Here is a 26824-nt window from a genome sequence, read left to right as displayed (position 1 = left end):
GGAAACTCCTTCAGATCCTTTGATTTTATTGCAGAGCAAGTGTCTCTCCTTCTTGGATACATGTATCATAAACAAGAGCGATTGCTTGAACACGATCTGTTACATTTAATTTATGAAGGATTTTCGTGATATGATTTTTCACTGTATGTTCGCTAATAAAGAGTTCTTCTGATATATCCTTATTGCTTAGTCCCAGTACGATTAACTTGAATACGTCCATTTCTCGAGATGATATAGCATAATCGTTTTTCAAACGGATCATTGCTGTATCTAGGATTTCTTTTCGTAAATCCTTTTCCTGTCTTTGCTCTAGTTTTGAGACTTCAGCATGTTTTTGTTGTATTAATTGATTAGGTTCATGTATTGCAGAATCATTTTCATCAATTGATGACAGTAAAAAGGTTTCAAGTTCACTCGCAGGTATAGGACGACTAAATATATACCCCTGAACCTCTTGGCATTTAATTGATTGAACAAAATCCAATTGTTCCTGAGTCTCGACGCCTTCAGCTATCACCGACATTCGAAGGTTAGCCCCTAGTTCAGCAATTGACTTAATAATTGCCTTACTATCTAACAAATCTTTTGATATGTCCTGGATAAATGATTTATCTATTTTTATGGTGTCGACTGGATAAAGTCTTAGATAATTTAATGAAGAATATCCTGTTCCAAAATCATCCAAACTTATATGAATCCCCATCTTTCTTAGTTTATACAAAGTTTGTGTAACTGCCTCTTCATTACCAAGAAAAATTGATTCAGTAATTTCAATTTCGAGCTGATTAGGGCTTACATTTGTTTCTGTAAGTGCTGACTCAATATATTGTAGTAAGTCCACTTGTAAAAATTGCTGTGGTGAAAAATTAATGGCAACTCTTACAGGTGGCAGTCCTAATGCCTTCCATTGGCTAATTTGGTTACAAGCAGTTTTTAAGACCCATTTTCCTATTTCTACAATCTGGCCAGTTTCTTCTGCTAGAGGAATAAATTCTGAGGGTGATATTGCTCCCCAGCTCGCGTGGTTCCAGCGTAAGAGGGCTTCGACACTTGATGTGTGCCCTGTTTCTACATTCACACGTGGTTGATACACAAGTGAGAGTTCTTCTTTTTGTATCGCATGACGTAAATCATTTTGCATAAGGAAAGAGCGATATGAGCGAATGTTCATACCTGAATGATAGACATTAAACTTGTTCTTTCCTTGTTCTTTTGCTCGGTATAATGCTGTATCAGCATTTTTTAGTAAGGTAGTAGAATCCTCCCCATCAAATGGAAAAACACTCAATCCGATACAAGTCGTAATGAACAAGTTATAATTATCGATAAGAATTGGTAATGCAAATATATCTAGTAAATTCTCGGCTATTTCTAACGCCTTTTCACGGTCTGTTTCCGGTAGTATGATCCCAAATTCATCCCCACCAAGACGAGATACAAGGTCTCCTTGTCTTACACTGGAAGAAATCTTTCTTCCTATTTTCTGCAATAATTTATCACCGATTGTATGCCCCAAAGAATCATTAATATATTTGAAACGATCAATGTTTATGTGCAAAATTCCAAGAGACTTGTTCCTTTGTTTTGCTTGATGAAGGTGATGGATTAGTTGATCATTATACATCCTGCGATTTGGTAATTCTGTTAATGCATCATGAAATGCCATATATTCAATTTCTTGATTTTTTTGAGCAAGTGATTCCGATTGTTCAATAAGCTTTCGTTTCATTCGATATAATTCTACAAATCCGTCTACTTTTGCTTTCAGTACCATTGGATTAAATGGTTTTGTTATATAATCTATTGCACCAACTGAATAGCCCATAAAGATATGTTCCGAATCCATGTTGTTTGCTGTGATAAATAATATAGGAATATCTTTTGTTTTCTTTCGAGCTTTAATAATCTTTGCCGTACCAAAACCATCCATACCAGGCATCTGCACATCTAGCAGGATGGCTGCAAAATCATATTTTAGTAAACTTTTAAGGGCTTCTTCGCCTGAATAAGCTTTAATGAGTTGATATTCATCAGATTCAATGATTGCTTCTAGTGCTAGTAGGTTCTCTGGTCGATCATCTACAATGAGAATATTAATTTTCCCCGCATTTTCTCCCATTTAATACACATCTCCAATAGACAAATTTTCGACACATTTCTTTATAATAGAATAGCATATTATTGTGTATGGAAGATGGTTTTTTTTAGGGAAACCTTCTACTAATTTATCCCATTTCAAAAATAGAGAAAAACGTGAAACTTGTGAAGCTCTATGAACGTATTAACTCTGCATTTGAAAGCGTACTTACTAAGTCACCGAAATACGGCTTAACAATAAAGTCCTTTGCACCATTTTCCATTGCTTCCTCAATTAAGGTTTGTTGACCTAATGCAGAACACATGATAACTGTTGCTAACGGATTATGATCCTTTATTGCTTTTAGTGCTTGTAGCCCATTCATTCGAGGCATGGTAATATCCAGCAAAACAATATCTGTTTGAAACTCTCTATATTTTGTGATAGCCTCTTCACCATCCTTGGCTTCAGTTACTACCTTGTACTTGCTATTATCTAGCATGCTCTTCAACCACGTTCTCATGAATATAGAATCATCCGCAATAAGTACTGTTTTCATGTGTTTTTTCTCCTTTTTCTGTAGGCATTTGGTAATTGAGTAGAATTAGCTATTTACTAGTCTGTTACTTTGCAAGAGCTTCTTTAGATAGATATATCTATCTTCTTTTACAAATTTACATCCTTGAAGATGTGGATTATCTCGTAATTGCAGGGTGAAATGATTTAACTTTTTGATTAAAAAATCACGTTTTTTCTCATCTACTTCGAATTGCAATCCATATTGAAATATTCCATTCACTTCTTCTTTCCATACAATATGTCCATCAACCTCTTCATTTTGACCCATTATCATCGTTTCAAATCGGAAACAGACATCTGGTCTAATCGGAAGATGCATATTGGATAAAAATTTTAGTCCACCAGGTCCGATATCCTCAATCAGCACTTCCGTATTCCCGAGCTCCACTTGCTTACCTTTAATAGAGGTTAATGTCATTTGTGATTCTAGTGGAAATAATAATGGAATCCGATAGTATTTTCTGCGATCCTTCATTGAAGTCTTTTGGCTATTAAATTTCGGTTTGATTGTTCCCTTTTTAAGCAAACCTTGAAAAGCTTCTTTTGGAACAGGTTTACTAAAGATATATCCCTGTATTTCTTGACACTCTTGCTGTTTTAAAAACTGAAGTTGCTCAATTGTTTCTACACCCTCAGCAACAACGTTCATTCCTAATCCTTTAGCCATAAAGATCAATGATTTAATAATGATCTCAACATTCGGTGATTTTGTAATTTGTGTTGTAAATGACTGATCTATTTTTATCGTGTCTATCGAATAGTTTTTAATATAGGAAAGGGAAGAATAGCCTGTCCCAAAATCATCGAGTGCTATCTTAATTCCTAGTGATTTTAAAAATTCAAAAGCATTTTCCACTGCCTTCTCGTGCTTAATAATGGTTGTTTCAGTTATTTCAAGTTCAAGTAATGTTGGATCTACATCATATTTTTGGATTGCACTAACAAACACAGTCTTCCAACTACTTTTTAAAAAACGCTGTGCCGAGATATTAATTGAAATGGGGACAGCTGGTAGCTTCTCATTCTCCCATTTATGCAAACTTTGACATACTTCCATCATCACCCAATCGCTAATCTCGTTGATATATCCTGTCTCCTCAGCAAGTGGAATAAATTCATTAGGTGAAACGAGACCCCATACAGGGTGCTCCCATCGAACTAATGCTTCTGCACTGAGTATTCTCCCGGTTTTGGTATTTACTCGTGGTTGAAAATAGATGACTAACTCCCTATTCTCAATTGATTTTCGTAAATCTCTTTCCAGGTCAAATTGTTTGTACGTATCAATATTTAAAGCAGAAGAATAAATTTGATACGTATTTTTCCCCATCGCTTTTGCTCGATAAAGTGCAGCAGAAGCATTCTTAATCAAATCAGGAATAGATACTCCATTTATTGGATAGGTAGCGATTCCAATCGAACAGGTTACGTATAATTCATAGTCATCGATTACGAACGGTTCTTGTAAACTGTCTATAATCATTTTTGCGATAGAAATTGGATAATCTGACTGCTCATATCCCCATAAGATAAGTCCAAATTCGTCACCTCCCATTTTCGAAAAAAGAGAATGCTTAGGAAGAACTGAACTTACACGTTTACAAAAACTTTGCAATAGACTGTCGCCGATTGCATGACCAAGGGTTTGGTTAATCGTTCGAAACCGATCTATATCGAGATACATAATGGAAAATCCAGTTTGTGTATCATCTGTTTTAATTAAACCTTCGATTTTATTTTCAAATGTTATTCGATTAGGCAAGCCAGTTAACTGATCATGATAGGCAAAATATTCAATTTGTTTTTCAAATTTCTTCTGGTTAGTAATATCAGCTATGATTCCGTCAATTCTTATTACTCTTCCATTTGAATCAAGTACAGGCATTGTTTGATCAAGAATCCATTTTACATCCCCCGCCCTAGTGATGATTCTGTATTGTTGATGATTTTTTTCACCCATTCTCACTTTATGTTGATAGCTTTGAAACTGGTCAAAATCATCAGGATGGATAAGTGAGTCCCATGTAAGTTTCTTTTGAAAATCAACCTTCGCAAAACCTGTAATGATCTCTACTCCTTTTGATATCAATAGGAATTGATTATTGCTAGTATCTAACGACCATATCCCCACATCCAAATTGTTCAATATCTGATCAAGGCTTTCCTCATTATCACTGAGTATTTCACTAATAAAATTCTGTGAATCTTCAAGTTCCTGATAATTGGAAAGCTTGTTTTTAACTAGACTATGATTAATCAGAAAATCTAAATCAATAGATGGTAGTAAATCTATATTTACTATTCCTCTTCTACTCTTTTTAAAAAACGATAATCCTCCCATTGCTATCCCCCTAGATTCGCAAATGTCTTAATAGGTAAATGTATTACCACCAACATCCTTTGATTTATATAGATTCTTATCTGCTTCTTTTAAAAGAAGATCAATATCCTCGACTTTGTTTGGATAGATTGAAATGCCAATACTAATTGTAGTTTGTAAAGTAAGACCTTTGATTTGCATAGGTTGGTTTACAGTCTCTAAAAGTCGATTTGAAATATCAACAATTTCTTTTTCTGATCTGATATCTGGCAATACGATTGTAAATTCATCTCCACCTACTCTTGATAGGGTATCGCCTTTTCGTAAGGAAGACTTTAACCGCCTTGCAAGCTCCTTAATGACTTCATCACCAATATCATGGCCATAGCTATCATTGATTTGCTTAAACTTATCAAAATCAAGTACCAACAATGCAGTATATCTTCCCGTACGATTTGAAGTATAGATAGCTTGTTCAAATCTTTCAGTGAACAGTCTTCGATTTGGTAATCCAGTCAATGGATCACGAAAAGCAAGTTTAGATAGCTCTTTTGCTTTTTTCTTACGATCTGTAATATCACCTGAAATAACAATGATTTTTTCGATTTTATCACCCGAATTGATAACTGGTATGTAGTCTGAATGAAGCCAAACTGCATGTCCTTCAGAGTGAATTCTTCTTATCTCCGTTTCAAAATACTGCTTTGTTTCATATATATTTTTGATATTCTCTTTTAGAGCTTCGACATCATCACTGTGAATATTGTAATAATAAGGCTTTCCAATTATATCTTTTGCTTGAAGCCCTAATACTTCTTCAATAGCTGGAGAGACATACGTGATTGTTCCTTCATTGTCTAAGATTTTGATAATATCCTTTGAATGCTCAGCAATTATTCGAAAACGCTGTTCACTTTTCTGAAGTTCTTCAATCGATTTCTTTAATGCTGTAATGTTCTTTAAAATACTATAAAATCCAATCAATTCATTCCTAACAATAATGGGGATATATTTGACGCTTATATCTATACGATGTCCATCCTTGTGTATGAAGTATGTTTCAATATTGGCAGTCTCGCTTCTCCTCGATTCGCTAAATTTTAGTTCAAGTATATTCGCGACCTCTTTACTAAGTAACGACATATACTTCTTCCCTAGTAGTTCTTTTACGGGATAACCTGTAAGCTCTTCGATTGCTTTGTTTACTTCTAAACAATTTCCTTGCAAATCAAGCATACAAACCGCATCTTCGTTTTGGTTAATTAACGAGTTTAAACGTTGTTGATTTAGTTCTAGCAATTGGTTTGCTTTTTCAAGTTCCGCAATCTTTATACGATTTTCAGTAATATCTCTTACAATGGCGACAATATATTTTTCATTTTCATCAAAAAAAGGATTTAGAATCGTTTCAGTTACAGAAAGTTGACCATTCGGAAGTGTATATTCCTCTTCAAATTTAATTACTCTCTTTAGCGAGATCGCCTTTTCGTAATAGGAAGTTAGATTTGAGATTCGTTCTTCTGGGAGCAAATCCTCGAATGTCTTACCAAATATACTTGTCCCTTGAGAAAGTGCGTTTACTCCTCTTTCGTTTGCATATAGATAAATAAATTCTGATTGTTTTGCCTCAATAATGTATATAAGATCATGTAGCGAATTAAAAGCATTTACAAAGAATGAAATAATTTCCGGTATATTCTTTTGTTGTAGCTTTGAAATGATTGTTGAGTTTGACATTATCCACCATCCCTAATTTCGTTCCACTTTTTATCTACGATGTGTTTATGTTCATTCATCTGTTTTTGTATATGTTTATTGTGCAAAAGATTTACCAGAAAAAGAATCACCATTTGTTCTCATTCTGTATGAGAACACGTTCCTATTTTCAGTACTAGTACTAGAATGCCTATTCCTAGTACTAGTTATTTAAACGACAAAAAACACGCTGACGATTATCAGCGTGTTTCATTACCTAGTGATTTACTGCTTTATTAAGACCACCTGGAGTCTTGTGTACAGCGAGTTTTTCAACTAATTTATTACTTTCTGAGTTTAAGTTTTTGATATTTACCTTCACACCATTTTGATGGTATTTGATCATGACTTTATCAATCGCACCCACTGCAGAATCATCCCAAAGATGAGCATTGGATAAATCTAAATCAACTTCTTTAACGTCTTCTTTGTAATCAAAGCTATTTACAAAATCTGTGACGGATGCAAAGAATAGTTGGCCTGATACGTGATACACTTTTTTATGAGTACCCTTCGCTGAAAGTCTTGTCACCTTTACCTTTGAAATCTTTGCAGCAAAGAAGATGGCACTTAGTATAATCCCAACTAATACACCTTTAGATAGGTCGTGGGTTTGTAATACAGTAATAACTGTTACGATCATTACAATTGTATCGGTTACTGGAACTTTATGAAGTGTGCGTAAGGCAGACCAATCAAATGTTCCAATCGATACCATAAACATTACCCCAACCAGTGCTGCCATAGGAATTTGAACTAAAAAGTCACTTAATAATAAAATCAGTACCATTAAAAACACACCAGCAACAAATGCCGACAGTCTTCCTCGGCCTCCAGATTTTACATTGATAACTGATTGGCCAATCATCGCACAACCAGCCATTCCTCCGAAGAAACCAGAGACGATATTTGCAATACCTTGTCCACGTGCCTCTTTATTTTTATCACTTTCCGTATCAGTCATATCGTCAACAATTGAGGCAGTAAGTAATGACTCAACTAGTCCAACAATTGCTATCGACAAAGAATACGGAAAAATGATTTGTAATGTTTCAAACGTCAATGGAATATCAGGTAGTAAAAAGAATGGTAATGTTGATGGGAGTTCACCCATGTCCCCAATCGTACGTACACCGCTATTGGTCATGACTGCAATGACAGTCATAACAATAATTGCTACTAAAGGTGATGGAACAGCCTTTGTTACACGAGGGAAAAGATAAATAATCGCTAAAGCACCTGCTACCATTGCATACATTTGCCATGTTTCACCTACAAAGTGCGGCAATTGGGCAGCAAAAATAAGAATCGCTAGGGAATTTACAAATCCAGTCATTACGGAACGCGGAACAAACTTCATCAATCTTCCCAGCTTTAAAACACCCATAATAATTTGGATAACCCCAGTTAAAATTGTTGCAGCAAGTAGATATTGGAGACCATGATCAGCAACCAATGTAACCATTAACAGTGCAGTTGCACCTGTAGCTGCAGAAATCATCCCAGGTCTTCCTCCAACAAATGCAATCACAACTGCAATACAGAAGGAAGCGTATAACCCAATCATCGGGTCCACTCCAGCAATCAGTGAGAAGGCAATTGCCTCAGGTATCAATGCAAGTGCAACTACAATACCTGCAAGAACATCTCCCTTTACATTGCCAAACCATTCAGTTTTAAATGTTGATACGTTCAAATCAGCACCTCTTTCTTATTTGATTAATATTTCCTTTTGATAACGTCATGCCAAAAAAATCGAGAAACTTCAATTTCTCCTACAAAGGCTAACTACGCCTCTTTGTCGGAATATCCAGTTTTCGTTCCTGTGCAAGGCTTTCGCATTTCTATTGACTTTCAACTCTCATGAAAGTCGGTCCGTCGTGAACATAACAAAGTATATCTGAAAGTGACAATTCTGTGAAATTCTAATGTAAACGAAAACATTTTACTTTTTCTTTGTTTTTCACCTGTTTTCTTCCTATTACTATCTAACTCACTATCAGCTTAAAATCTTTCTAGAAGATTTAGGAAGTAAAAGGACAAAAAAAACAGAAGGAGAATTCCTTCTGTAAGATCGTTATTTAACAATTAAGACTGGACAATTCGCCCGCTTTGCAACCTTATGGCTTACACTTCCAAGTACAAATTCCTGTAGTACATTTAATCCCCGACTCCCAATGATAACGATATCGAAGTGATTTTTATTAGCATAATCTACAATTGTAGGACCAGGTTCACCATGAAGAAACTTTACTTCATAGTTTATACTAGAGTTCTTTGCTAATTCTTCTATCTCTCTTAATCGCATTTTTCGTTTATCAGAAGTATTAGCAGCATTCCAACTCTCTAATACATCTGATTTCGCCTTATTGTGATCGACTACATACACAACTTCAATTCTTGCATTGGGACTACTCATTGCAATCATACATGCATTTTCTGCTGCTCTCTTCGAGTGCTCAGAACCATCCGCAGCTAGTAGGATTTTTTGGTACATGAATGAACCCCCTATTATATAGCGCTAGTTATTAAATTCTTTATAGGTTCCCAATATTCCTTTAAACTGCTTTTTCTTTGTCTGAACGTTGCTTCATCTCATTTCAATAACCTATAAGCTTTGGTGTAAATAAATAACATTTATAAAATTAAATTAAAAAACGGTCCTAAATGCTCAGAATTTGTTATACTTCCAAAGTACCAGATTACTAGTTTATCATCAGAATTATAAAATAAGTTCAAATAGATTGAAGTGCAAGGGAGAAAGGTATGAGAAAAAAGGATCAATTATTATCACAACAGCTGGAGAGTGTATTAAAAGAAATTAAAGATGGCAGAGAAGAAACTGCTGCTGCCGCTACAGTTGGACATAGAGGTAGGGGATTTAGTTTTTCTGGAGCATTATTTAAGCTATTTTTTAAGTATTGGGGCATAAAAATTATACTTATTACCGCTCTACTTGTATCAAGTATAGCAGGAGGTATTTGGTTTTTTTCAAGTAGTTCATTTAAGCAAGAAAGTACGACATTCGTAGAACAGGTTCAAGAGTTAGCAACCCTAGCTACCTCAGAAGCATATGTAAAAGTAATAATAGAACAAGAGGATAACAAGATATTTGGGAAGGATATTCAGGTAAATTTCCCAGGAACAAAGCGTGAAATACTATTGGTTGTGCCAGCAACTGTAATTGCGGGAGTTGACTTGAAAGGAATATCAGCAAATGATATTACACTACATGAAAAAGATAAAGTATTAGAAATCGTCCTCCCTCCTGCTACTCTTATTCAAGAACCTGCAATTCAAATGGATAATGTACGAACATTTTCTGACGAAGGATTATTTCGCGGAAAGATTGAATGGGCAGAAGGGTTTAACCTTGCTGCAGAAGCTCAAGAGCAAATCAAAGAAGAGGCTCTAGAAATAGGACTATTGCAATCAGCAGAGACTAATGCTGAAAAAGTTCTGAAAGAGTTTTTTAGTAACCTTGGCTACTCAGTGAAAATATCCTTTGAATAGCAACAACCTTTTTACTAAATCCCCCTTTTAAAAGGGGGACTTTTCTATTGTTGCAATCCTCTTCTAAATTAAAGCTTTTTATACATACTTCCTATGCACAGCTTTCCCATCATACGTAAACACAACTGTCTTATTCTCAAGAATAGTCTCCATGTGAACAGGTCTTCCCCACAGTTGGTGAATATACGGCAACACTTTTTCAAGGTATTTCAGATCTAATTCAATGTCCTCAAACCAATGCTTAAGGTATAACTCTCCACTTTTCAAATGGTCCCCATCATTTACAGTGATATATGGGAACCCTCCATTTACCCGCATACTGACTAGTTGGTCGCGAACCTGGGTCCATTGCTTATCGATAATTTTGTAATCGCGACCTTGTTTCTGGAACAAATACATATCCTCACGTAGAACTAAATCCTTCGTTAAATAATTTCGAATGAATGAAATGTCTGATTCAACTTCACGAACTTCAAACATTTTATCTCGACCAGATCCTGGCCTCACTCCACGTTCCATCATGTCTTTCGTTGGATTATTATAGCGTTCTTCAATATCCTCAAAAATTTTCAATCCTAAATAATATGGATTAATACTTGTTTTGGATGGTTGAACAACACCTGCATTGAGTTTTGCAAACTCGATTGCTTCGTCCGAAGAAAGATCCATTTCCCTAATGATCCGTTGATGCCAATACGAAGCCCAGCCTTCGTTCATGATTTTCGTTTCAAGCTGTGGCCAGAAATAAAGCATTTCTTCACGCATCATTGTCAAAATATCACGTTGCCAATCTTCTAACTCACGGCTGTATTGTTCAATAAATAGTAAAATGTCTTTTTCTGGTTGAGGAGGAAACTTCTTTTTCCTACGGGAAACTGGCTTAGGCTTTGCTGATGTATGATCTAGATTCCATAGATCATCATAAGGAGTAGGATTTTTCTTTATTTCTTCTTCCTCATCCTCCATACTCCATGTAAGCTTTGGTCTCATAAGTGAAGGGTCGATATGCTCTTGGATTGCCAAGACAGCATCTAAAAAATCCTCAACCTCTTGTTTTCCATATAGGTGCTCGTAATGCTTCACTCTTTCAGCTGTTGCTGCCATACTTTCAACCATATCACGTTTTGTATTACTAAATCGGAAATTATTTTTGAAAAAATCACAATGGGCAAGTACATGGGCGACTATGAGTTTATTTTGAATGAGGGAATTTGAATCGAGCAAAAATGCATAACATGGGTCAGAATTTATAACGAGTTCATAAATTTTGCTTAGCCCTAAATCATACTGTAGCTTCATGCGGTAAAATTGCTTTCCGAAACTCCAATGTGAAAAACGAGTCGGCATTCCATATGCACCAAATGTATAGATGATATCTGCGGGACAAATTTCGTATCTCATTTGATAAAAATCGAGCCCAAAGCCCTCTGCTATTTCCGTAATTTCATCAATTGCATATTCAAGAGCTTTGCGGTCAGAATCTTTCACAGTTGATCTCCCCCTTTTCGTCCTTATTCCAATTTATGAGTAATTGGCCAAAATGATGAAAAGGGATTTCATTCTTACTTGTTTTTGATAAGAAAAGGCCACATCTTACTCAAAAAACTTGATAAGAAGTGGCCAAAAGCAGGTTTATTTAACTTCTTCAATACTTAATGATAATAGTGATTCTGTCTGTGGGTTAAATAAAATCATGACTTTTGCTGTAAAAGTTCGCTCCTTTGTTTGAACTTTTAACTCAAATGTATCCTTTGATTGGGTATCAGTGAGTTCTTCCCTTCCTCTATATTGATAGTCACTGATTTTACTATCCGGATAATTTAATTTTGCGACATCAACTGCAATCTTTCCCCATTTTTCATAATCCGTAGGAAGTTCTTGTTCTTGTTGTGGTGGTTTTTGTGGCGGTTTTTGCTGCGCATTCCCTATTGATCCACCGCTAAGCAAAATCAAACTGCAGATTATTGTCATGACAATTCTTTTCTTCAAGATAGCATTACCTCCTATGTAAAAATCAATTGTAGTTTACACATTTATGAAAGGCATTACTCTTTTTATTTTTACCAAATTTACCAAGTCCTGCGTGAATTCATATTTATTTTTGATACAAAATTGTTTTGGATTCTTGCCCAAGATTTACAGTGAAATATATCTCACTTTCTCCATAAACTATAATCAACTCCTATAAAGGAGGTTAAAAGCAGTGAATACTGTAGATTATGACAAAGCGCTTTATTACACACATCGCTCACAGTGGGATAACCTACTTATATTAATGGTTCGAACAAAGGATGATTTCCTTTCAAAAAAAATAGAACACTTTTTACATGCATATAATTTTGAAAAAGACTATTCCATCATCGAACGTCAGTTGTATTCGTTATTGCGTTATATAGACCATGCCTCTACAGAAAGCATGGAAGATTTAGCAGCTCATATGTAAGTGGGACTAGATTTCACTTTTAACAAAAAAGACAAGGCCTAAAAATTGGCCTTGTCTTTTACATTTGTAATTATTTGGCATTAATGCGCAACCATAGCGTTTAGGAGTCCGCAAAAGCCCTTGTGTTATTTTAGGATGGTGTGAACTTGTTGCATCACATCTGTAGAAATATCCTTTAGAACACTTTGACTATCTTCAAGAGAGTTTCCTTTAACACCAAAATAGAATTTCACTTTCGGTTCCGTACCAGATGGACGTAGGCAGAACCATGTCCCATCTTCTAAGAAATATTTTAATACATTAGATTTTGGCAAGGTGATTGTTTGTTTTTCGTTCTCGTCCACAAGAGTGCGTACACTCTCCTTATAATCCTCAATTCGAGTTACCTTTCGACCTGCAACAACTGTCGGTGGCTCACTACGGAACGTTGCAAGAAGATTATTGATCTTCTCAGCACCTTCCTTCCCTTTTAACGTTAGGGACTCAAGACCTTCGCGATAATATCCGTACTTTTCAAATATCTCCATTAGGCCTTCATACATAGTCATACCTTTGTTTTTATAAAACGCACAAACTTCAACAGATAATAATGCTGCTTGGACGGCATCTTTATCACGTGCGAAATCACCGATTAGGTAACCATAGCTTTCTTCATAACCAAACTGGAATTTATATTCACCAGTTTCTTCATATTCCTTGATCTTTTCACCAATAAATTTAAAGCCAGTTAAGGTATCAATTGTTTCCAGATCAAAGGACTTTGCAATTTCACGACCAATTTCAGAAGTTACAATCGTTTTAAGTACTATTCCGTTTTTAGGAAGCTTTCCTTGCTTTTGTTTTTCAGACAAAATGTAGTGTAATAAGATTGCACCTGTTTGGTTTCCAGTTAATACAACGTATTCACCTTTGTCATCTTTTACAGCTACTCCTAAACGGTCTGCGTCCGGGTCAGTTCCAATTAATATGTCTGCATCAATTTGCTTACCATCTCTAATCGCCAATTCAAACGCAGCATGCTCTTCTGGATTTGGAGATTTTACGGTAGAGAAATTTGGATCTGGAAGCTCTTGTTCTTTTACAACTGTAACATTCTCATAGCCTAATGCTTTTAGACCGTTTCTAACTGGATTGTTGGCAGTTCCATGCAGAGGAGTGAACACAACCTTTACTCCAACCTGTGATAGCTCTGGATTAAGTGAGATGGTTTTTAGTTTTTCTGTGTATGCATTATCAATTTCTGTACCGATAATTTTGATGAGACCTGAAGCCTTAAGTTCTTCTTCGCTACCCACTTGTAACTCGAGTTCATTTCCAATTGCATTTACTTTTTCAATTACAGTATCAGCAGCCTCAGGGGGAAGTTGTCCACCATCTGAGCCATATACCTTATAACCATTATATTCTGGTGGATTATGGCTAGCTGTAACAACAATACCTGAAAATGCATTCAAATGACGAACTGCATAGGAAAGTTCAGGCGTTGGTCGAAGCTCATCAAATACATAGGTTTGAATTCCATGTGTTGCAAGAGTTTTTGCAGCCTCCATTGCAAACTCAGGGGATTTATGACGAGAATCGAAAGCAATTGCAACACCACGACGTTTCGCATCTTCCCCAAAGGACTCAATAAAAGCTGCAAGTCCTGCAGAAGCTTTTCGCACCGTGTATATATTCATACGATTTGTCCCTGGTCCAATTTCTCCTCGCATTCCACCAGTTCCAAACTCAAGATTTTTATAAAAACAATCTTCTAGTTCCTTTTGATTTTCTTTTTTTGCCTCTAACTCATTTTTCATTTCTTCATCTAACCCAGGTGTATTTACCCATTGGTTATACTTTTCCATCCAATTCATGCTGATGAGCCTCCCATATTCTGTTCTAAAACTGTTTGTCTTTATTTTGTCTTTATTTTATCTTCTACTTATTCTAATAAAAATCCTGTTCTTTTCCAATTATTTTATGTAAGTTTGTCCTTTTTCAATAAAATACTAAAGAAAAGGCTATATAGAACAATAAAAAACCACGACGAAATCGTTCACTAAGATACGTCGTGGTTTTTTTACAAAATAATAGGCTTCAAAATGTGGAATATCTTTACAGATATGAGCCTTTCCGAAGCTAGTATTTCCTTATTCTGGATCTTGCGAATGATTTATGGCCTGCTACCCTACCAAATGCATGCGTATCTTTCATTTGCTCGCTTTACCCTAAATAAACGACTCTAGCCATTCAAGTGCTTCCTCTTCATCGGGTCCATCAACCTTGACCGTTATTGTTTGTCCTTCTTGGATGGCAGCACCCATTAACCCTAAAATACTTTTGGCATTATAGGATCTATTTTTCAACTTAAATTCCACTTCACTCGTAAACCTGCTCAAGTTTTGAACCAGTTCTCCAGCAGACCTTGCATGCAATCCTTCCTTAATTGTAACAATAATCTCTTTTTCAATCATAACGAATCACTCCCTAAGAGTTTGATGAAAGAACAGAACGACCATTATTACATTTATTCACAATCATACTTTTTAGACCTTTTCACTCTTTCCTTTACTAAATTTAATATCACCTTAATAATTGTAACGTCTCTCGTTACAATACTTCTCAAAAAAAGACGGATTCCTCCGTCTTATCTTTTAAAAAACTTTTCTTTCGTCACTCGCCAGTGTGAACAATTGTACTTGATTTCCTTATGCATCGCTGGGTTCGGTAGCATCCTTTATGTGGGATTCCAGTTCTGCCACATAGCTTTGTTGTTCATCGGTGGTCCAATTAAAACGTTCAGACATGTATTCTACAATCTGCTGCTTCCATTTATTTACCCATTCGATATCGAAAAACATGGCACCTGTACGTCGAATTAGGAAATCAATAGGTTTGGTAACCATTTCATATTGTATTCCATATTCCAGGGCTGCAAAGATAGGCAATGGGAGGTGCGCCTCAACTGCCTTTTGGCCAGACTCTTGCATAATCCCTCTTATAATATCGATGTTAGAACCATATAATCGAGTCAATCGTTCAGCCTCTCTTTCTGAAAGGTGATAATCCTTCATAAGCTGTTCGACTTTTTCAGTTACAAACGCAGGATAGTTTTTGGAGCCTCCCACATTGCCTCCAGATACGGCAATCGTCTTTGTTTGACAAGGTTTAAGTGCAATCTGTCCTTCTTCTTGTAAAAGATTTGCGACTTTGTCTACTACAATTTCAGCCATTTTTCGGTACCCAGTTAATTTTCCTCCTGCAATGGTGATAAGTCCGGAATCTGACACCCAAATTTCATCCTTTCGGGAGATTTCTGATGGGTCTTTCCCTTCTTCATAAATTAGTGGACGAACACCTGCCCAGCTAGATTCTATATCTGAATCCTTCACTTGAACCGATGGAAACATATAGTTAATGGTTTGAAGCAGATACGTTCTATCCGCAGCAGTGACAGTCGGCCGAGCAGTGTCTTTGTCATAAAATGTGTCCGTTGTTCCCACATATGTTTTCCCATCTCTAGGAATCGCAAACACCATACGTCCATCTGGAGTATCATAGTAGACCGCCTGCTTTAACGGAAAGTTGGATTGATCAATCACAATGTGAACTCCTTTTGTTAAGCGGAGAACCTTCCCTTTTTTCGAACGATCTGCCTCACGCATTTTATCAACCCATGGTCCAGTTGCATTCACGATTTTTTTAGCATAGATTTGATATTCCTTACCTGTTAGTTGATCAACAACGTTTACACCCTTTACCTTTCCGTTTTCATAAATAAAGGATTCAACCTTTGCATAGTTCACTGCTTTTGAGCCCTTTTCAATAGCTTTCTTCATAACTTCAATTGTTAAACGTGCGTCGTCTGTTCGATATTCAACATAGTAGCCCCCACCTTTGAGGCCATCCTTTTTTATAAGCGGTTCCTTTGCTAGAGTTTGTTCCACATTCAACATTGATCTTCTCTCAGCTTTCTTTACACCTGCTAAGAAGTCATACACACGAAGTCCAATCGAGGTTGAAAATTTGCCGAACGTTCCTCCTTTATGGAGCGGTAACAGCATCCACTCAGGAGTTGTAACGTGAGGGCCATTCTCATACACAATAGCTCTTTCTTTCCCGACTTCGGCTACTAAGCCTACCTCAAATTGTTTTAAATAACGAAGACCACCATGAACAAGTTTTGTGGAACGACTTGAAGTTCCTGCGGCAAAATCCTGCATCTCCACAAGAGCTGTTTTTAACCCACGTGTCGTTGCATCTAGAGCAATACCTGCTCCTGTAATTCCTCCACCTATAATAAATAAATCATGAATTTCTTTCTCCATCTCGGCTAAAATCGAATTTCTCTCTATACTTGAAAATTTTTTCATTTTATCTCCACCCCTCAAAGGTAGAAAAAAAGAGACCACAAAAGTCATTGTATATTTTCATACAATGCTCCTGCGGTCTCTCCCTGTCTCCTACCGGATTATTAACTTACTTTTAGTTTAACATATCTTTTATTTGAAAGCCATAGCTGCATGTACAGCCTTTTTCCATCCGCTATATAATTCCACTCGTCTATCTTCAGTCATGGTTGGTTTGAATGTTTGATCAATAGCCCATTTCTTTGAGATTTCAGCTTGGTCTTTCCAATATCCCACTGCTAAACCTGCAAGGTAAGCTGCACCTAACGCTGTCGTTTCATTAATAACGGGACGCTCAACGGGTACACCTACTATTCCACTTTGGAAATCCATAAGGAAGTTATTTTTCACAGCTCCACCGTCTACTCTTAACGTTTTTAATGAAATACCTGAGTCAGCCTCCATTGCTGTTAAGACATCCTTCGTTTGATAGGCCAATGCTTCCAAGGTGGCTCTCACAAAGTGTTCCTTTGACGTTCCGCGTGTCAGACCAAATACCGCACCGCGAACATCACTATCCCAATAAGGAGCACCAAGCCCTACGAAGGCTGGAACAACGTAAACACCCTCTGTTGACTCAACCTTCACCGCGTATCCTTCGCTATCCTTTGCATCGTTAAACATCCGTAGGCCGTCACGAAGCCATTGAATGGCGGAACCTGCTACAAAAATACTTCCTTCTAATGCATATTCAACCTTTCCATTCAAGCCCCATGCGATTGTTGTTAACAACCCGTTCTTCGAGGATACTGCTTTTTCCCCGGTATTCATTAACATGAAGCAACCTGTGCCATATGTGTTCTTGACCATTCCCTTTTCATAACAAGCTTGCCCAAATAGGGCCGCCTGCTGGTCACCTGCTGCACCTGCAATGGGAACCTGTTGACCAAAGAAATGGTAATCGGCAGTTTTTGCATAAACCTCTGAGGAAGGCCGTACCTCTGGAAGCATCGACTTTGGAACAGTTAAATATTCTAATAACTCATCATCCCATTTTAGGTCATGGATGTTATACATTAAGGTTCTAGAAGCATTTGAATAATCCGTTACGTGGGCTTTCCCACCTGATAATTTCCAAATTAACCAAGTGTCAATCGTTCCAAATAACAACTGACCGTTTTCTGCTTTTTCACGTACTCCTTCCACATTGTCTAATATCCATTTCACTTTTGTTCCAGAAAAATAGGCGTCAATTAGAAGGCCCGTTTTCTCACGAAATGTATCATTTAATCCTTTTCCCTTTAAATCCTCACAAATTTCTGCTGTTTGGCGAGATTGCCACACAATCGCATTGTATACTGGCTTACCGCTTTCTTTGTCCCATACAACCGTGGTTTCACGCTGATTTGTAATACCAATCCCCGCCACTTGTTCTGCCTTGATATTGGCCTCGGATAAAACCGATGCCATTACCGATAAAATGGAGCCCCAAATTTCATTGGCATTATGTTCAACCCAGCCTGGCTTCGGAAAAATTTGTGTAAATTCCTTTTGTGCAGCATGGACGATTTCTCCTTCTTGATTAAACAAAATGGCTCGTGAACTTGTTGTGCCTTGGTCTAGTGAGAGTATGTATTTATCCATTCCGATTGCACCTCCTACGTAATCCCTACTAAAATTAAAACACGTCTGTTTGCATTTATCTACCGATAGATTAAGATTTATTCCCAAGATGCACGAAAAAACACCACCTAGGAAAAGGTGGTGTCAGACTGTTGACAAACGCTCGCATACTGCGTTGCTTGCCTCTCTCGTCCGCTCATGAAGGTAACTTCTATTCGCGTCTTCTATCGACTGCGCGCCTTGTCTGACAAACGTTTTCAAGACAGTCTGGGGAAAGTAATTTCTTTTTAGAAGTACTGCGAAAAATCGTAAGACAAAGTCAGTGCTGACTTTATCTACACTCTGTCACCACCTAGGAAAAGGTGGTGTTTGTAGGTTGTTTAACCTTCGATCTTCTGAATTAGCTCATTTAATTGAACAGAAGCCATCGATTCCAATCGATGATCGACCTCACAAAATTCCAAGTCCTTTGTAACCTCGTTCGGTATAATGACGCAATACATTCCAGCACGTTTTGCTGCAAGTGCTCCATTTGCCGAGTCCTCAAAGACAAGACACTCATTTGGAGTTACCCCTAAGCATTTTGCTGTTTCTAGATATAATCTTGGGTCTGGCTTAACCTTTTCTACATCATCCGAAGTACGAATACACTCAAAATAATCAAATAAACAAAGATTCTTCAGATGAGTAGATACCCATTCGTATGTAGAACTTGAAGCAAGGCCAATTTTCAAGCCAGCCTTCTTTGCAGCGGTTAAGTAGTCTTCTACTCCAGGCAATGGACCTTCGTTCTTCATTCTCTCTTCAAATCGTTGACGCCTTATTTTAGTGAGTTGGTCTTGATCTACTTTCTTTCCAATTTGTTCTTCTAGATATAAAAAGGCATTAAATCCTGCTTGTGTCCCAATTACCTTCCCCCATACGGATAAAGGAAGTTCAGATCCGTGCTCCTGAAAGATCTCATTTAAGACGTTATATTCATTTGTTTCCGTATCATATATTAGTCCATCAAAATCAAATATGACTGCTTTTATCATCTCGTTCATCTCCTGACTATCGGAATTCTATTCCTATTATAAAGATTTGCCTAGCAAAGTCCATTTTTCAAGTTCTCTGCTGACACAAAATATTCACAGAAAAGTCTTCATTTCAAGATTTCCTGTTTTACATTCACCTCATAGGATACTATAATTTTGATATATAATAGTGGAGTGAGGGAAAAGAGTGGACACTAAAAAAAATGAAAAGGTGCTAGAAACATATTTATTTATTGCATTTGCTGCAGCATTAATCTCAACTCTAGGCAGCCTTTATTTCTCTGAAATACAAAAATATATTCCTTGTGAATTATGTTGGTACCAGCGTATTTTTATGTACCCTCTTGTCATCATTTTAGGAATTGCCATTTACAAAAAGAACTATACGATTGCACTTTATACATTTATTCTATCAACAGTCGGTGGCATGATTTCAATCTATCACTATCTAGTTCAAAAGGTCCCTACAATTGGTGAAAATTCACTTGCATGTGGAGTTGTACCATGTACAGGCCAGTATATTAATTGGTTGGGTTTTGTAACGATTCCTTTCCTAGCCTTGATTGGTTTTACCATTATTGCGATTACTAGTTTTATGACTCTTAGAAAATTGAAAGAAGGGAAATAATTTGAAAAAGCTAATTATTTTTACAGTTATTATTGTTGCTATCTTTGGCGCACTTGCTTATGTTACAACCACACAAAACAAACAACAAGCAGAAGGAAATCCCTATGGTAAGGATAATCTCGACCCAGCAACAATTAAACAATTGGATGATCCTAACTATGGGAATCAAATTCTGCCAGACGAATTAGAATCAAAGTTAGAAAATGGCGAAACAATGACTGTTTATTTTTACAGTCCAACATGTGTACATTGTCAAAATACAACACCTGTTATTGTTCCAATGGTTGATGAAATGGGTCTTGATCTAAAGAAATTAAATTTACTTGAATTTAATGATGCTTGGAACAAGTATGGAATCGATTCAACACCGACACTTATTCACTTTGAAAATGGTGAAGAAGTATCTCGTCTTGTAGGTTATCACCCAGATCATAACGAATATAAGACATGGTTTGAAGGTGCATTAGCTAGTCAGGAATGATAAAAATCCCTACTCTGATAAAAGGAGTAGGGATTTTCTTTACGCAAAGGCTGCTTTCGCCTTTATGTATTATGCCAGATATTGATTGGCAGGCTTAGAATATTTACTTAAAGCTTCTGAATGATTATGGCATTGAAATTCCTCAATCGTAAATGGGAACAAATAGCCATAGTCATTTAAGATTTGTGCATTTTTCTCGAATATATCCTCATGATTTTTTTGGAAGCCCTCTTCTTGAATCGTTTCCAGAACTGCAATAATCGCTTGAAGGCTCGAAATTACCTTAAATGCCTTATCTAAAGTCCTGTTATAGTAGACTTCTTCCTCTTTCGGCGCTAACACATTCCACTCTTCTAGCTTTCCAATATACTCATCTTTGAAATAGACTGGAAAGATGGAAGAATACATGTAATCTATTAGTTCCGTAATGTGATGCTCCTGCTCCGGAGTTGATGCTACTACTATTTTCAATGTAAACCCACCCTTATATCTCCATAGTAATAAAACTAGGATAACATAGCGTACTATGAATTTGGTAAGGTAAGTCTTTCCTCCATATCCACCTTACTCTTCCATTCATTTTAATGATTCGTTATACTTTAAGGATAATAATAGTGTGAATGAATGAAGTAATAAGTACTTTTTCAACAATAAAGATAAACGAGGTACTGCTATGTTAACAACAAGATTGGGCGAATGGTTTGAAGTCTCTGTTCCTAAAAACTGGGAAGGCATGACGATCGAACAAGTCCTTAAGAATGTATGGGGAATGCCGAAGCAAATGCTTCATCAATTCCGTATGGAAAAAAGGACAAAGGTTAATGGGGAGACTTTGCCGTGGAAAACTGTACTGACATACAATGATAGATTTCAGGTTCACCTTTTTAGTGAGGAAGATTTAGGGGTCGAACCCGAGTACAACTCAGATCTAAACATTCTATTTGAAGATGATCATATATTGATTGTGAACAAACCCGCTGACATGGATACTCATCCGAACGAACCAGGACAGCTTGGGACGTTAGCAAATGCTGTCGCCTTTCACTTTCAGGCAAGTGGTGCTCAAATAAAGGTTCGCCACGTTCACCGCCTAGATCGTGACACAACAGGGGCTGTTCTGTTTGCCAAGCATAAACTTGCTTCTTCGATTTTAGACCGCAGACTGGAGCAACGCGAAATCAAGCGGACCTATCAAGCCTTGGTTCATGGGATTATCAAACAAAAATCTGGTACCATTGATGCGCCAATTGGGCGAGACCGGCATCATCCGACACGGCGAAGAGTATCTCCATCAGGTCAAAAAGCGGTAACAAAGTATAAGCTCATCCGATCGTTTGCTCATGAAAATATGTCTTTTATTGAGCTCGAGCTTCTATCAGGAAGAACTCATCAAATACGTGTACATATGAGCCATCTAGGCAACCCGCTAGTCGGTGACACATTATATGGTGGACAACCAATTATACCGCGGCAAGCACTACATGCCGCAAAATTGAGTCTCTTACACCCTATGACTCATGAACAAATCGTATGTGAGGCACCATACTTAGATAATCCTCCCATATTTGAACGTTATCATAGCTTGAAACCATTCTAGCTGAAAATCACTTAGGTTGACTGATCAATTATCATCAGTATGGGTCTTGTACACATGCAGAAGTTGGAATTTTCCAGTATAATGAGTGAAAGCATAAGTGACATTTTCGGAAAGGAGTACACCATTGCAGGATTTAGTTATATACGTCATATTAGGCTTAGGTATCGGAGTAATGTCTGGCTTTTTTGGAATCGGTGGTGGATTTATACTTACACCAACTCTTATCCTAATGGGATTTTCTCCTGTAATTGCTATAGCTACAAGTTTGTTATATACAGTTGCAACTTCACTTTCTGGAGTGGTTGCACATTTTCGACTTAAGAATATTAAATGGGAGACATCTCTTATTTTAGGAATGAGCGGTGTCATTTCCACACAACTCGCACACCCATTTGTGATTTTTCTTGAGCGATATCAGCTTGAAAATACCGTAATTCCAATTATGTACTTAGCACTAATCTTGTATTTCTCAATATCGATACTCGTAAGTAAACCACCAACTAGGGAACAATCAAATAGTAGAACGAAGTATTCATATGTAAAAATTGTAGCCATTGGTTTATTTGCCGGTTTTATTTCCACAGCGTTAGGGGTAGGTGGAGGATTTATAATCGTTCCATTATTAATGAGCGTACTATCGTTCCAGCCTAAATATGCAGTTGGTACAAGCTTGCTAAGTGTTCTACTGATTGTGGTGGCTGGTTTTACAACCTATGCATCTACTATCCAACTAGATTACGGGGTAATTGGATGTCTGATTGTAGGTGCACTAGTAGGTGGGCAGCTGGGTGCATTAGTAACCAATGTGTATGAAGACACTCAGGTACGACACTTTTTGGCAGGACTTTACATCGCCACCGGTGTAAGCTTAGTACTCAAGCTGGTTCAGTTAGATTTTATTGGTCTTCTCATTCTATTTACCTACTGTTTTTACATGCTCGTTCACTTTTTATTTTATATCCTAAGATCCCGTTTAAAAGAAAAAGAAGCTGGATAAAGACAACATCCCTATGTGCAGAGGATGTTGTTTTTGTTTTGATTTGGATTAGAAGTTTTGCCTATTTTAGGATTCACTGTGGAGCATGATCATAAAAAAATATGAACGTATTTCCACTGTAGATAGCTTGCGGTACATGCTTTGTGATAGATTGTGTGAGCGTGTACCCTGAAATTGATCTCTACTCAGATGCTTTGCCGAAAATTAAGCGAGCATGTACCGCTAGACTGCTCTTGACTGACATGCTTTGCGACATATCAAACCAGCATGTACCGCTAGTTTGCTCTTGACTGACATGCTTTGCGAAAGGATTTTCATCCCTCATAAGAGTCGTTTTCCCCCCTTCCCTTCTTTTGGTATGATGAGAGTATCGATATTTCCAAAGAGGTGACATTGTGAACTTTTATGAAGAGGTACTAAAAAGAAAAGATGACTTGCTACATGATCTTCAAACCATTTTACGGATTGAAAGTGTAAAAGACCTTACTAGCCAAACTGACGAGCGTCCGATGGGAGATAATATTGGAGAAGCATTAGAAACAATGCTTTCCATTTCAGAAGATGCAGGCTTCTTCACTACTTCAATCGAGGGAATGGTTGGGTATGCTGAATACGCTCCATCTGATGCAAAGGATTATATTGGCATCTTATGTCATTTGGATGTAGTCCCCGCAACGGGAGAATGGACAAGCCCTCCATTTGAACCTACAATTCGTGATGGAAAGTTATATGCAAGAGGTGCAATTGATGATAAAGGGCCTACTTTGGCTGCATTCTATGGATTAAAAATTGTCAAAGAACTCGGTCTCCCTTTAAAGCATGCTATTCGTATCATATTTGGTACTGATGAAGAGAGTGGCATGAGTTGTATGAAAAAATACGTAGAGGTCGAGGATATGCCATTGGCTGGCTTTGCCCCTGATGCAGATTTTCCAATTATTCATGCTGAAAAAGGTCAAATCAATGTGAAATTGAATCTTCAAAATATGTCCCACGAAGCTCAAACAGGAGACTATTCTCTACTCTCTTTTATGTCCGGTGAGAAGGGGAATATGGTACCAGATACAGCAGAAGCCAATATTGATGGATATAGTGAAACTCTAATTCAACAATTTGTACGTTACTGTAAAGAAAAAGGCGTTGAATATTCCTATTCACAAGAAGAGCATCAAACCAAGCTAACTTTGATTGGTACCTCCGCACACGGGATGGAGCCTGAAAAGGGGGTAAATGCTGCGTTTGTTTTAGCATCATTTCTCAAACAATTTTCATTTGAGCCGAATGCAAATAATTTCATTCAATTTATTGATCAAACACTTACGAATCAATTCAAAGGTGAAGGATTAGGAATTAATTTTTCAGATGACATTACGGGGCCTCTTACCGTCAATGCGGGGATCTTTTCTTATAGCAAGTATGATTTAGCCGAGGTTCATCTTAATATTCGATGCCCTGTGCTAACAAACTACGATGAGACAATTGAGACATTAACCAAGACTGTTGAATCCTATCATTTTACAATTACTTCCCTTACAAGGAAAGAACCACATCATGTCTCAAATGATTCACAATTAGTTAAGACCCTTCAAGAGGTATATCAACAGGAAACTGGAGAAGAGCCTACCCTTTTAACAACCGGTGGTGCTACATATGCCCGCTTCATGAGTAACGGTGTTGCCTTTGGCGCTGTTTTTCCAGGTAAACCAATGACTGCTCACCAAAAGGACGAATATATTGAAATTGAAGACTTATATAAAGCTACTGCCATTTATGCACATGCAATCTATCGTTTAGGAAATTTATAAATGAACGAGGATTCCTCCCTATAAATTAGGTTGGAACCTCTTTTTTAATTTCTCCATGTTTGTCCATTTCAAATACTTTCCTCCCCTCATAATCTATAGTAACTCTAGGGTAAAGGAGGTGCGATATTATGAGCTATAATGGAGGCGGAGGCAACAACAGCGGATTTGCGTTAATCGTCGTTTTATTCATCCTATTAGTTATTGTAGGTGCGTTTTACTACAACTAATGGATGACAATTGAGCTGATCCACCACGTATCCCCTATAATATCTCCTCTTTTTTGTGCCCCATGGACGTCACACTATGGGGCACTTTTTTCTTTAAGACGAGTATCGAGCCAGTTAATAACATCCTTGAATACTTCCTCTTTATTAAGTTCATTTAAGATTTCATGTCTGCTATTTTCATATAACCGTACAGTTACATCGCTGATCCCAACTTGCTTATACATCTTTGCAGCTTGAAGGACACCTTTTGAAAAATTACCGACCGGATCCTGACTACCTGCAATAAAATACATGGGCATGCTAACTGGAATCTGAGTATTCTTCTTCCGGTCATTTATCATAGCTACACCTGTAACTAAGTCATAGAAAAATCCTGCTGTAAACACTCCCCCACAGTAAGGATCACGAAGATACTTATCAACTTCTTCATTGTCTCTTGTTAACCAGTCAAACTCTGTGCGACCCGGACTAAATATTTTATTAAAACCACCAAACGTGAGTTTATTCATGAATGGACTCTTTGTCTTCTTTCCTACTCGCTTCATTTCCAACTTAGCGATACCTATGCCAACCTTACCAATGAATCCAGGATCTCCTCCCGTTCCTGAGACAATAACTCCTGCAACTTTCCCAGCGTGTGATTGTATATATCTTCTTGTTAAAAATGAGCCCATACTATGTCCAAATAGAAAAACTGGTAGGTTGGGATACTCTTTTTTGATAAACTCCGTTAGTAGTACCATATCTTCAACAACTCGATCAAACCCATTATCCTCAGCAAAAAATCCAAATAAATTAGCGTTATCACCTGTTTTTCCATGACCTCTATGGTCATTCCCGTATACTACATAGCCTGCTTTTGTTAATGCTTTTGCAAATAAATCATAACGACCTATATGTTCTGCCATCCCATGGGATATCTGTACAACCCCTTTTGGAGTTTGAGTACCTTCTTCTGACCACTTTTTGCAAAAAATAGTTACTCCGTCTTGTGTCAATAATGTAAAATCCGTACAACTCATGATACATCACTCCTTTTTCTACTATTATATTCGTATTAGGAGAACATTAGAAATAGGCAGCCATTCCTCGTTCAACCAATCTTGGTAACAACCACCTATTTTCATTCACCTACACTTTTGATAGGATACATACATAAGCAAATGCTGTGATGTTCGTTTCCTTGTATTGTTTCAACCGAATACTAGAATTGAGGGAGCTCAAGAGATTACTTTGCAACACCATGCCATCCATGTGTATGGAAGGTGAAGCAAATTATGCGAGCACCCACCTGTGAGACTGCAGGTTGTGAAACAATATGGGGACGGCAATTGTGGCATTCCCTTCGTATTCTAAGTTGGTTTTCGTTTATCGGAACCAGCTTTTTGTTTTATAAATGAAATACTTTCTT

General features: G+C 37.2%; 23 protein-coding genes and 1 other RNA gene. 9 read left to right on the top strand and 15 right to left on the bottom strand.

Going from position 1 to position 26824, the window contains the following annotated elements; all coding sequences use genetic code 11:
* Positions 1-25: 25 nt before the first annotated feature.
* From ACWNMY_RS15885 to ACWNMY_RS15860, 6 genes are all read right to left on the bottom strand, one after another.
* A complete protein-coding gene (locus ACWNMY_RS15885) occupies positions 26-2119 on the bottom strand; it encodes an EAL domain-containing protein (protein WP_449539236.1) in 2094 nt (697 codons plus the stop codon).
* 151 nt (positions 2120-2270) lie between these two features.
* Positions 2271-2636, bottom strand: a complete 366-nt coding sequence (locus tag ACWNMY_RS15880; RefSeq protein WP_449539235.1) for a response regulator — start codon at positions 2634-2636, stop codon at positions 2271-2273.
* Positions 2637-2681: 45 nt separating this feature from the next.
* Complete coding sequence (locus tag ACWNMY_RS15875) at positions 2682-4997, bottom strand: EAL domain-containing protein (RefSeq protein ID WP_449539234.1); 2316 nt, start codon at positions 4995-4997, stop codon at positions 2682-2684.
* A 27-nt stretch (positions 4998-5024) separates the two neighbouring features.
* On the bottom strand, positions 5025-6713 hold the full coding sequence (locus ACWNMY_RS15870) for a diguanylate cyclase domain-containing protein (RefSeq protein WP_449539233.1): 1689 nt from the start codon (positions 6711-6713) through the stop codon (positions 5025-5027).
* Positions 6714-6948: 235 nt separating this feature from the next.
* Complete coding sequence (locus ACWNMY_RS15865) at positions 6949-8427, bottom strand: SulP family inorganic anion transporter (protein WP_449539232.1); 1479 nt, start codon at positions 8425-8427, stop codon at positions 6949-6951.
* Positions 8428-8808: 381 nt separating this feature from the next.
* Complete coding sequence (locus ACWNMY_RS15860) at positions 8809-9228, bottom strand: universal stress protein (RefSeq protein ID WP_449539231.1); 420 nt, start codon at positions 9226-9228, stop codon at positions 8809-8811.
* Positions 9229-9497: 269 nt separating this feature from the next.
* Here ACWNMY_RS15860 and ACWNMY_RS15855 point away from each other — a divergent pair, with 269 nt between their 5' ends.
* Complete coding sequence (locus ACWNMY_RS15855; RefSeq protein WP_449539230.1) at positions 9498-10244, top strand: DUF4230 domain-containing protein; 747 nt, start codon at positions 9498-9500, stop codon at positions 10242-10244.
* Between the two features lie 78 nt (positions 10245-10322).
* On the opposite strand, the gene ACWNMY_RS15850 is transcribed toward ACWNMY_RS15855, so the two are convergent.
* Both ACWNMY_RS15850 and ACWNMY_RS15845 read right to left on the bottom strand, forming a co-directional pair.
* Positions 10323-11732 (bottom strand): SpoVR family protein, encoded by a 1410-nt coding sequence (locus ACWNMY_RS15850; RefSeq protein WP_449539229.1) that lies wholly within the window; start codon positions 11730-11732, stop codon positions 10323-10325.
* A gap of 144 nt (positions 11733-11876) precedes the next feature.
* A complete protein-coding gene (locus tag ACWNMY_RS15845; RefSeq protein WP_449539228.1) occupies positions 11877-12233 on the bottom strand; it encodes a DUF3889 domain-containing protein in 357 nt (118 codons plus the stop codon).
* 214 nt (positions 12234-12447) lie between these two features.
* Here ACWNMY_RS15845 and ACWNMY_RS15840 point away from each other — a divergent pair, with 214 nt between their 5' ends.
* Entirely contained in the window at positions 12448-12687 is a 240-nt protein-coding gene (locus tag ACWNMY_RS15840; protein ID WP_449539227.1) for a YhdB family protein, read from the top strand.
* A gap of 125 nt (positions 12688-12812) precedes the next feature.
* Here the strand turns inward: ACWNMY_RS15840 and ACWNMY_RS15835 are convergent, their stop codons facing one another.
* From ACWNMY_RS15835 to ACWNMY_RS15815, 5 genes are all read right to left on the bottom strand, one after another.
* Positions 12813-14543 (bottom strand): phospho-sugar mutase, encoded by a 1731-nt coding sequence (locus ACWNMY_RS15835; RefSeq protein ID WP_449539226.1) that lies wholly within the window; start codon positions 14541-14543, stop codon positions 12813-12815.
* A gap of 354 nt (positions 14544-14897) precedes the next feature.
* On the bottom strand, positions 14898-15143 hold the full coding sequence (locus ACWNMY_RS15830) for an HPr family phosphocarrier protein (protein WP_449539225.1): 246 nt from the start codon (positions 15141-15143) through the stop codon (positions 14898-14900).
* Positions 15144-15377: 234 nt separating this feature from the next.
* Positions 15378-17042, bottom strand: a complete 1665-nt coding sequence (locus ACWNMY_RS15825) for a glycerol-3-phosphate dehydrogenase/oxidase (RefSeq protein ID WP_449539224.1) — start codon at positions 17040-17042, stop codon at positions 15378-15380.
* A 129-nt stretch (positions 17043-17171) separates the two neighbouring features.
* A complete protein-coding gene (gene glpK, locus ACWNMY_RS15820; protein ID WP_449539223.1) occupies positions 17172-18662 on the bottom strand; it encodes a glycerol kinase GlpK in 1491 nt (496 codons plus the stop codon).
* 359 nt (positions 18663-19021) lie between these two features.
* Positions 19022-19678, bottom strand: coding sequence for an HAD family hydrolase (locus tag ACWNMY_RS15815; protein WP_449539222.1), 657 nt, complete (start codon positions 19676-19678; stop codon positions 19022-19024).
* A gap of 187 nt (positions 19679-19865) precedes the next feature.
* On the opposite strand from ACWNMY_RS15815, the gene ACWNMY_RS15810 reads away from it, so the two are divergent.
* Positions 19866-20306, top strand: a complete 441-nt coding sequence (locus ACWNMY_RS15810) for a disulfide oxidoreductase (RefSeq protein WP_449539221.1) — start codon at positions 19866-19868, stop codon at positions 20304-20306.
* Between the two features lies 1 nt (position 20307).
* On the top strand, positions 20308-20787 hold the full coding sequence (locus ACWNMY_RS15805) for a thioredoxin family protein (protein ID WP_449539220.1): 480 nt from the start codon (positions 20308-20310) through the stop codon (positions 20785-20787).
* A 69-nt stretch (positions 20788-20856) separates the two neighbouring features.
* Here ACWNMY_RS15805 and ACWNMY_RS15800 read toward each other — a convergent pair whose 3' ends face one another.
* On the bottom strand, positions 20857-21258 hold the full coding sequence (locus ACWNMY_RS15800) for a DUF5365 family protein (protein WP_449539219.1): 402 nt from the start codon (positions 21256-21258) through the stop codon (positions 20857-20859).
* Between the two features lie 202 nt (positions 21259-21460).
* Between ACWNMY_RS15800 and ACWNMY_RS15795 the strand changes: the two genes are divergently transcribed.
* From ACWNMY_RS15795 to ACWNMY_RS15780, 4 genes are all read left to right on the top strand, one after another.
* Entirely contained in the window at positions 21461-22384 is a 924-nt protein-coding gene (locus tag ACWNMY_RS15795) for an RluA family pseudouridine synthase (protein ID WP_449539218.1), read from the top strand.
* A 124-nt stretch (positions 22385-22508) separates the two neighbouring features.
* Complete coding sequence (locus tag ACWNMY_RS15790) at positions 22509-23381, top strand: sulfite exporter TauE/SafE family protein (RefSeq protein WP_449539217.1); 873 nt, start codon at positions 22509-22511, stop codon at positions 23379-23381.
* 395 nt (positions 23382-23776) lie between these two features.
* On the top strand, positions 23777-25186 hold the full coding sequence (gene pepV, locus ACWNMY_RS15785; RefSeq protein ID WP_449539216.1) for a dipeptidase PepV: 1410 nt from the start codon (positions 23777-23779) through the stop codon (positions 25184-25186).
* Positions 25187-25314: 128 nt separating this feature from the next.
* Positions 25315-25413 (top strand): YjcZ family sporulation protein, encoded by a 99-nt coding sequence (locus ACWNMY_RS15780; RefSeq protein ID WP_449539215.1) that lies wholly within the window; start codon positions 25315-25317, stop codon positions 25411-25413.
* Between the two features lie 74 nt (positions 25414-25487).
* On the opposite strand, the gene ACWNMY_RS15775 is transcribed toward ACWNMY_RS15780, so the two are convergent.
* Positions 25488-26435, bottom strand: a complete 948-nt coding sequence (locus tag ACWNMY_RS15775; RefSeq protein ID WP_449539214.1) for an alpha/beta hydrolase — start codon at positions 26433-26435, stop codon at positions 25488-25490.
* Positions 26436-26573: 138 nt separating this feature from the next.
* Here ACWNMY_RS15775 and ssrS point away from each other — a divergent pair.
* Positions 26574-26757, top strand: a non-coding RNA gene (gene ssrS, locus ACWNMY_RS15770) — 6S RNA.
* Positions 26758-26824: the final 67 nt, after the last annotated feature.

The sequence above is a fragment of the Ferdinandcohnia sp. Marseille-Q9671 genome (assembly GCF_976954385.1).
The sequence above is the reverse complement of the archived record's forward strand: the minus strand, read 5'-3'. Positions and strand labels throughout refer to the sequence as shown.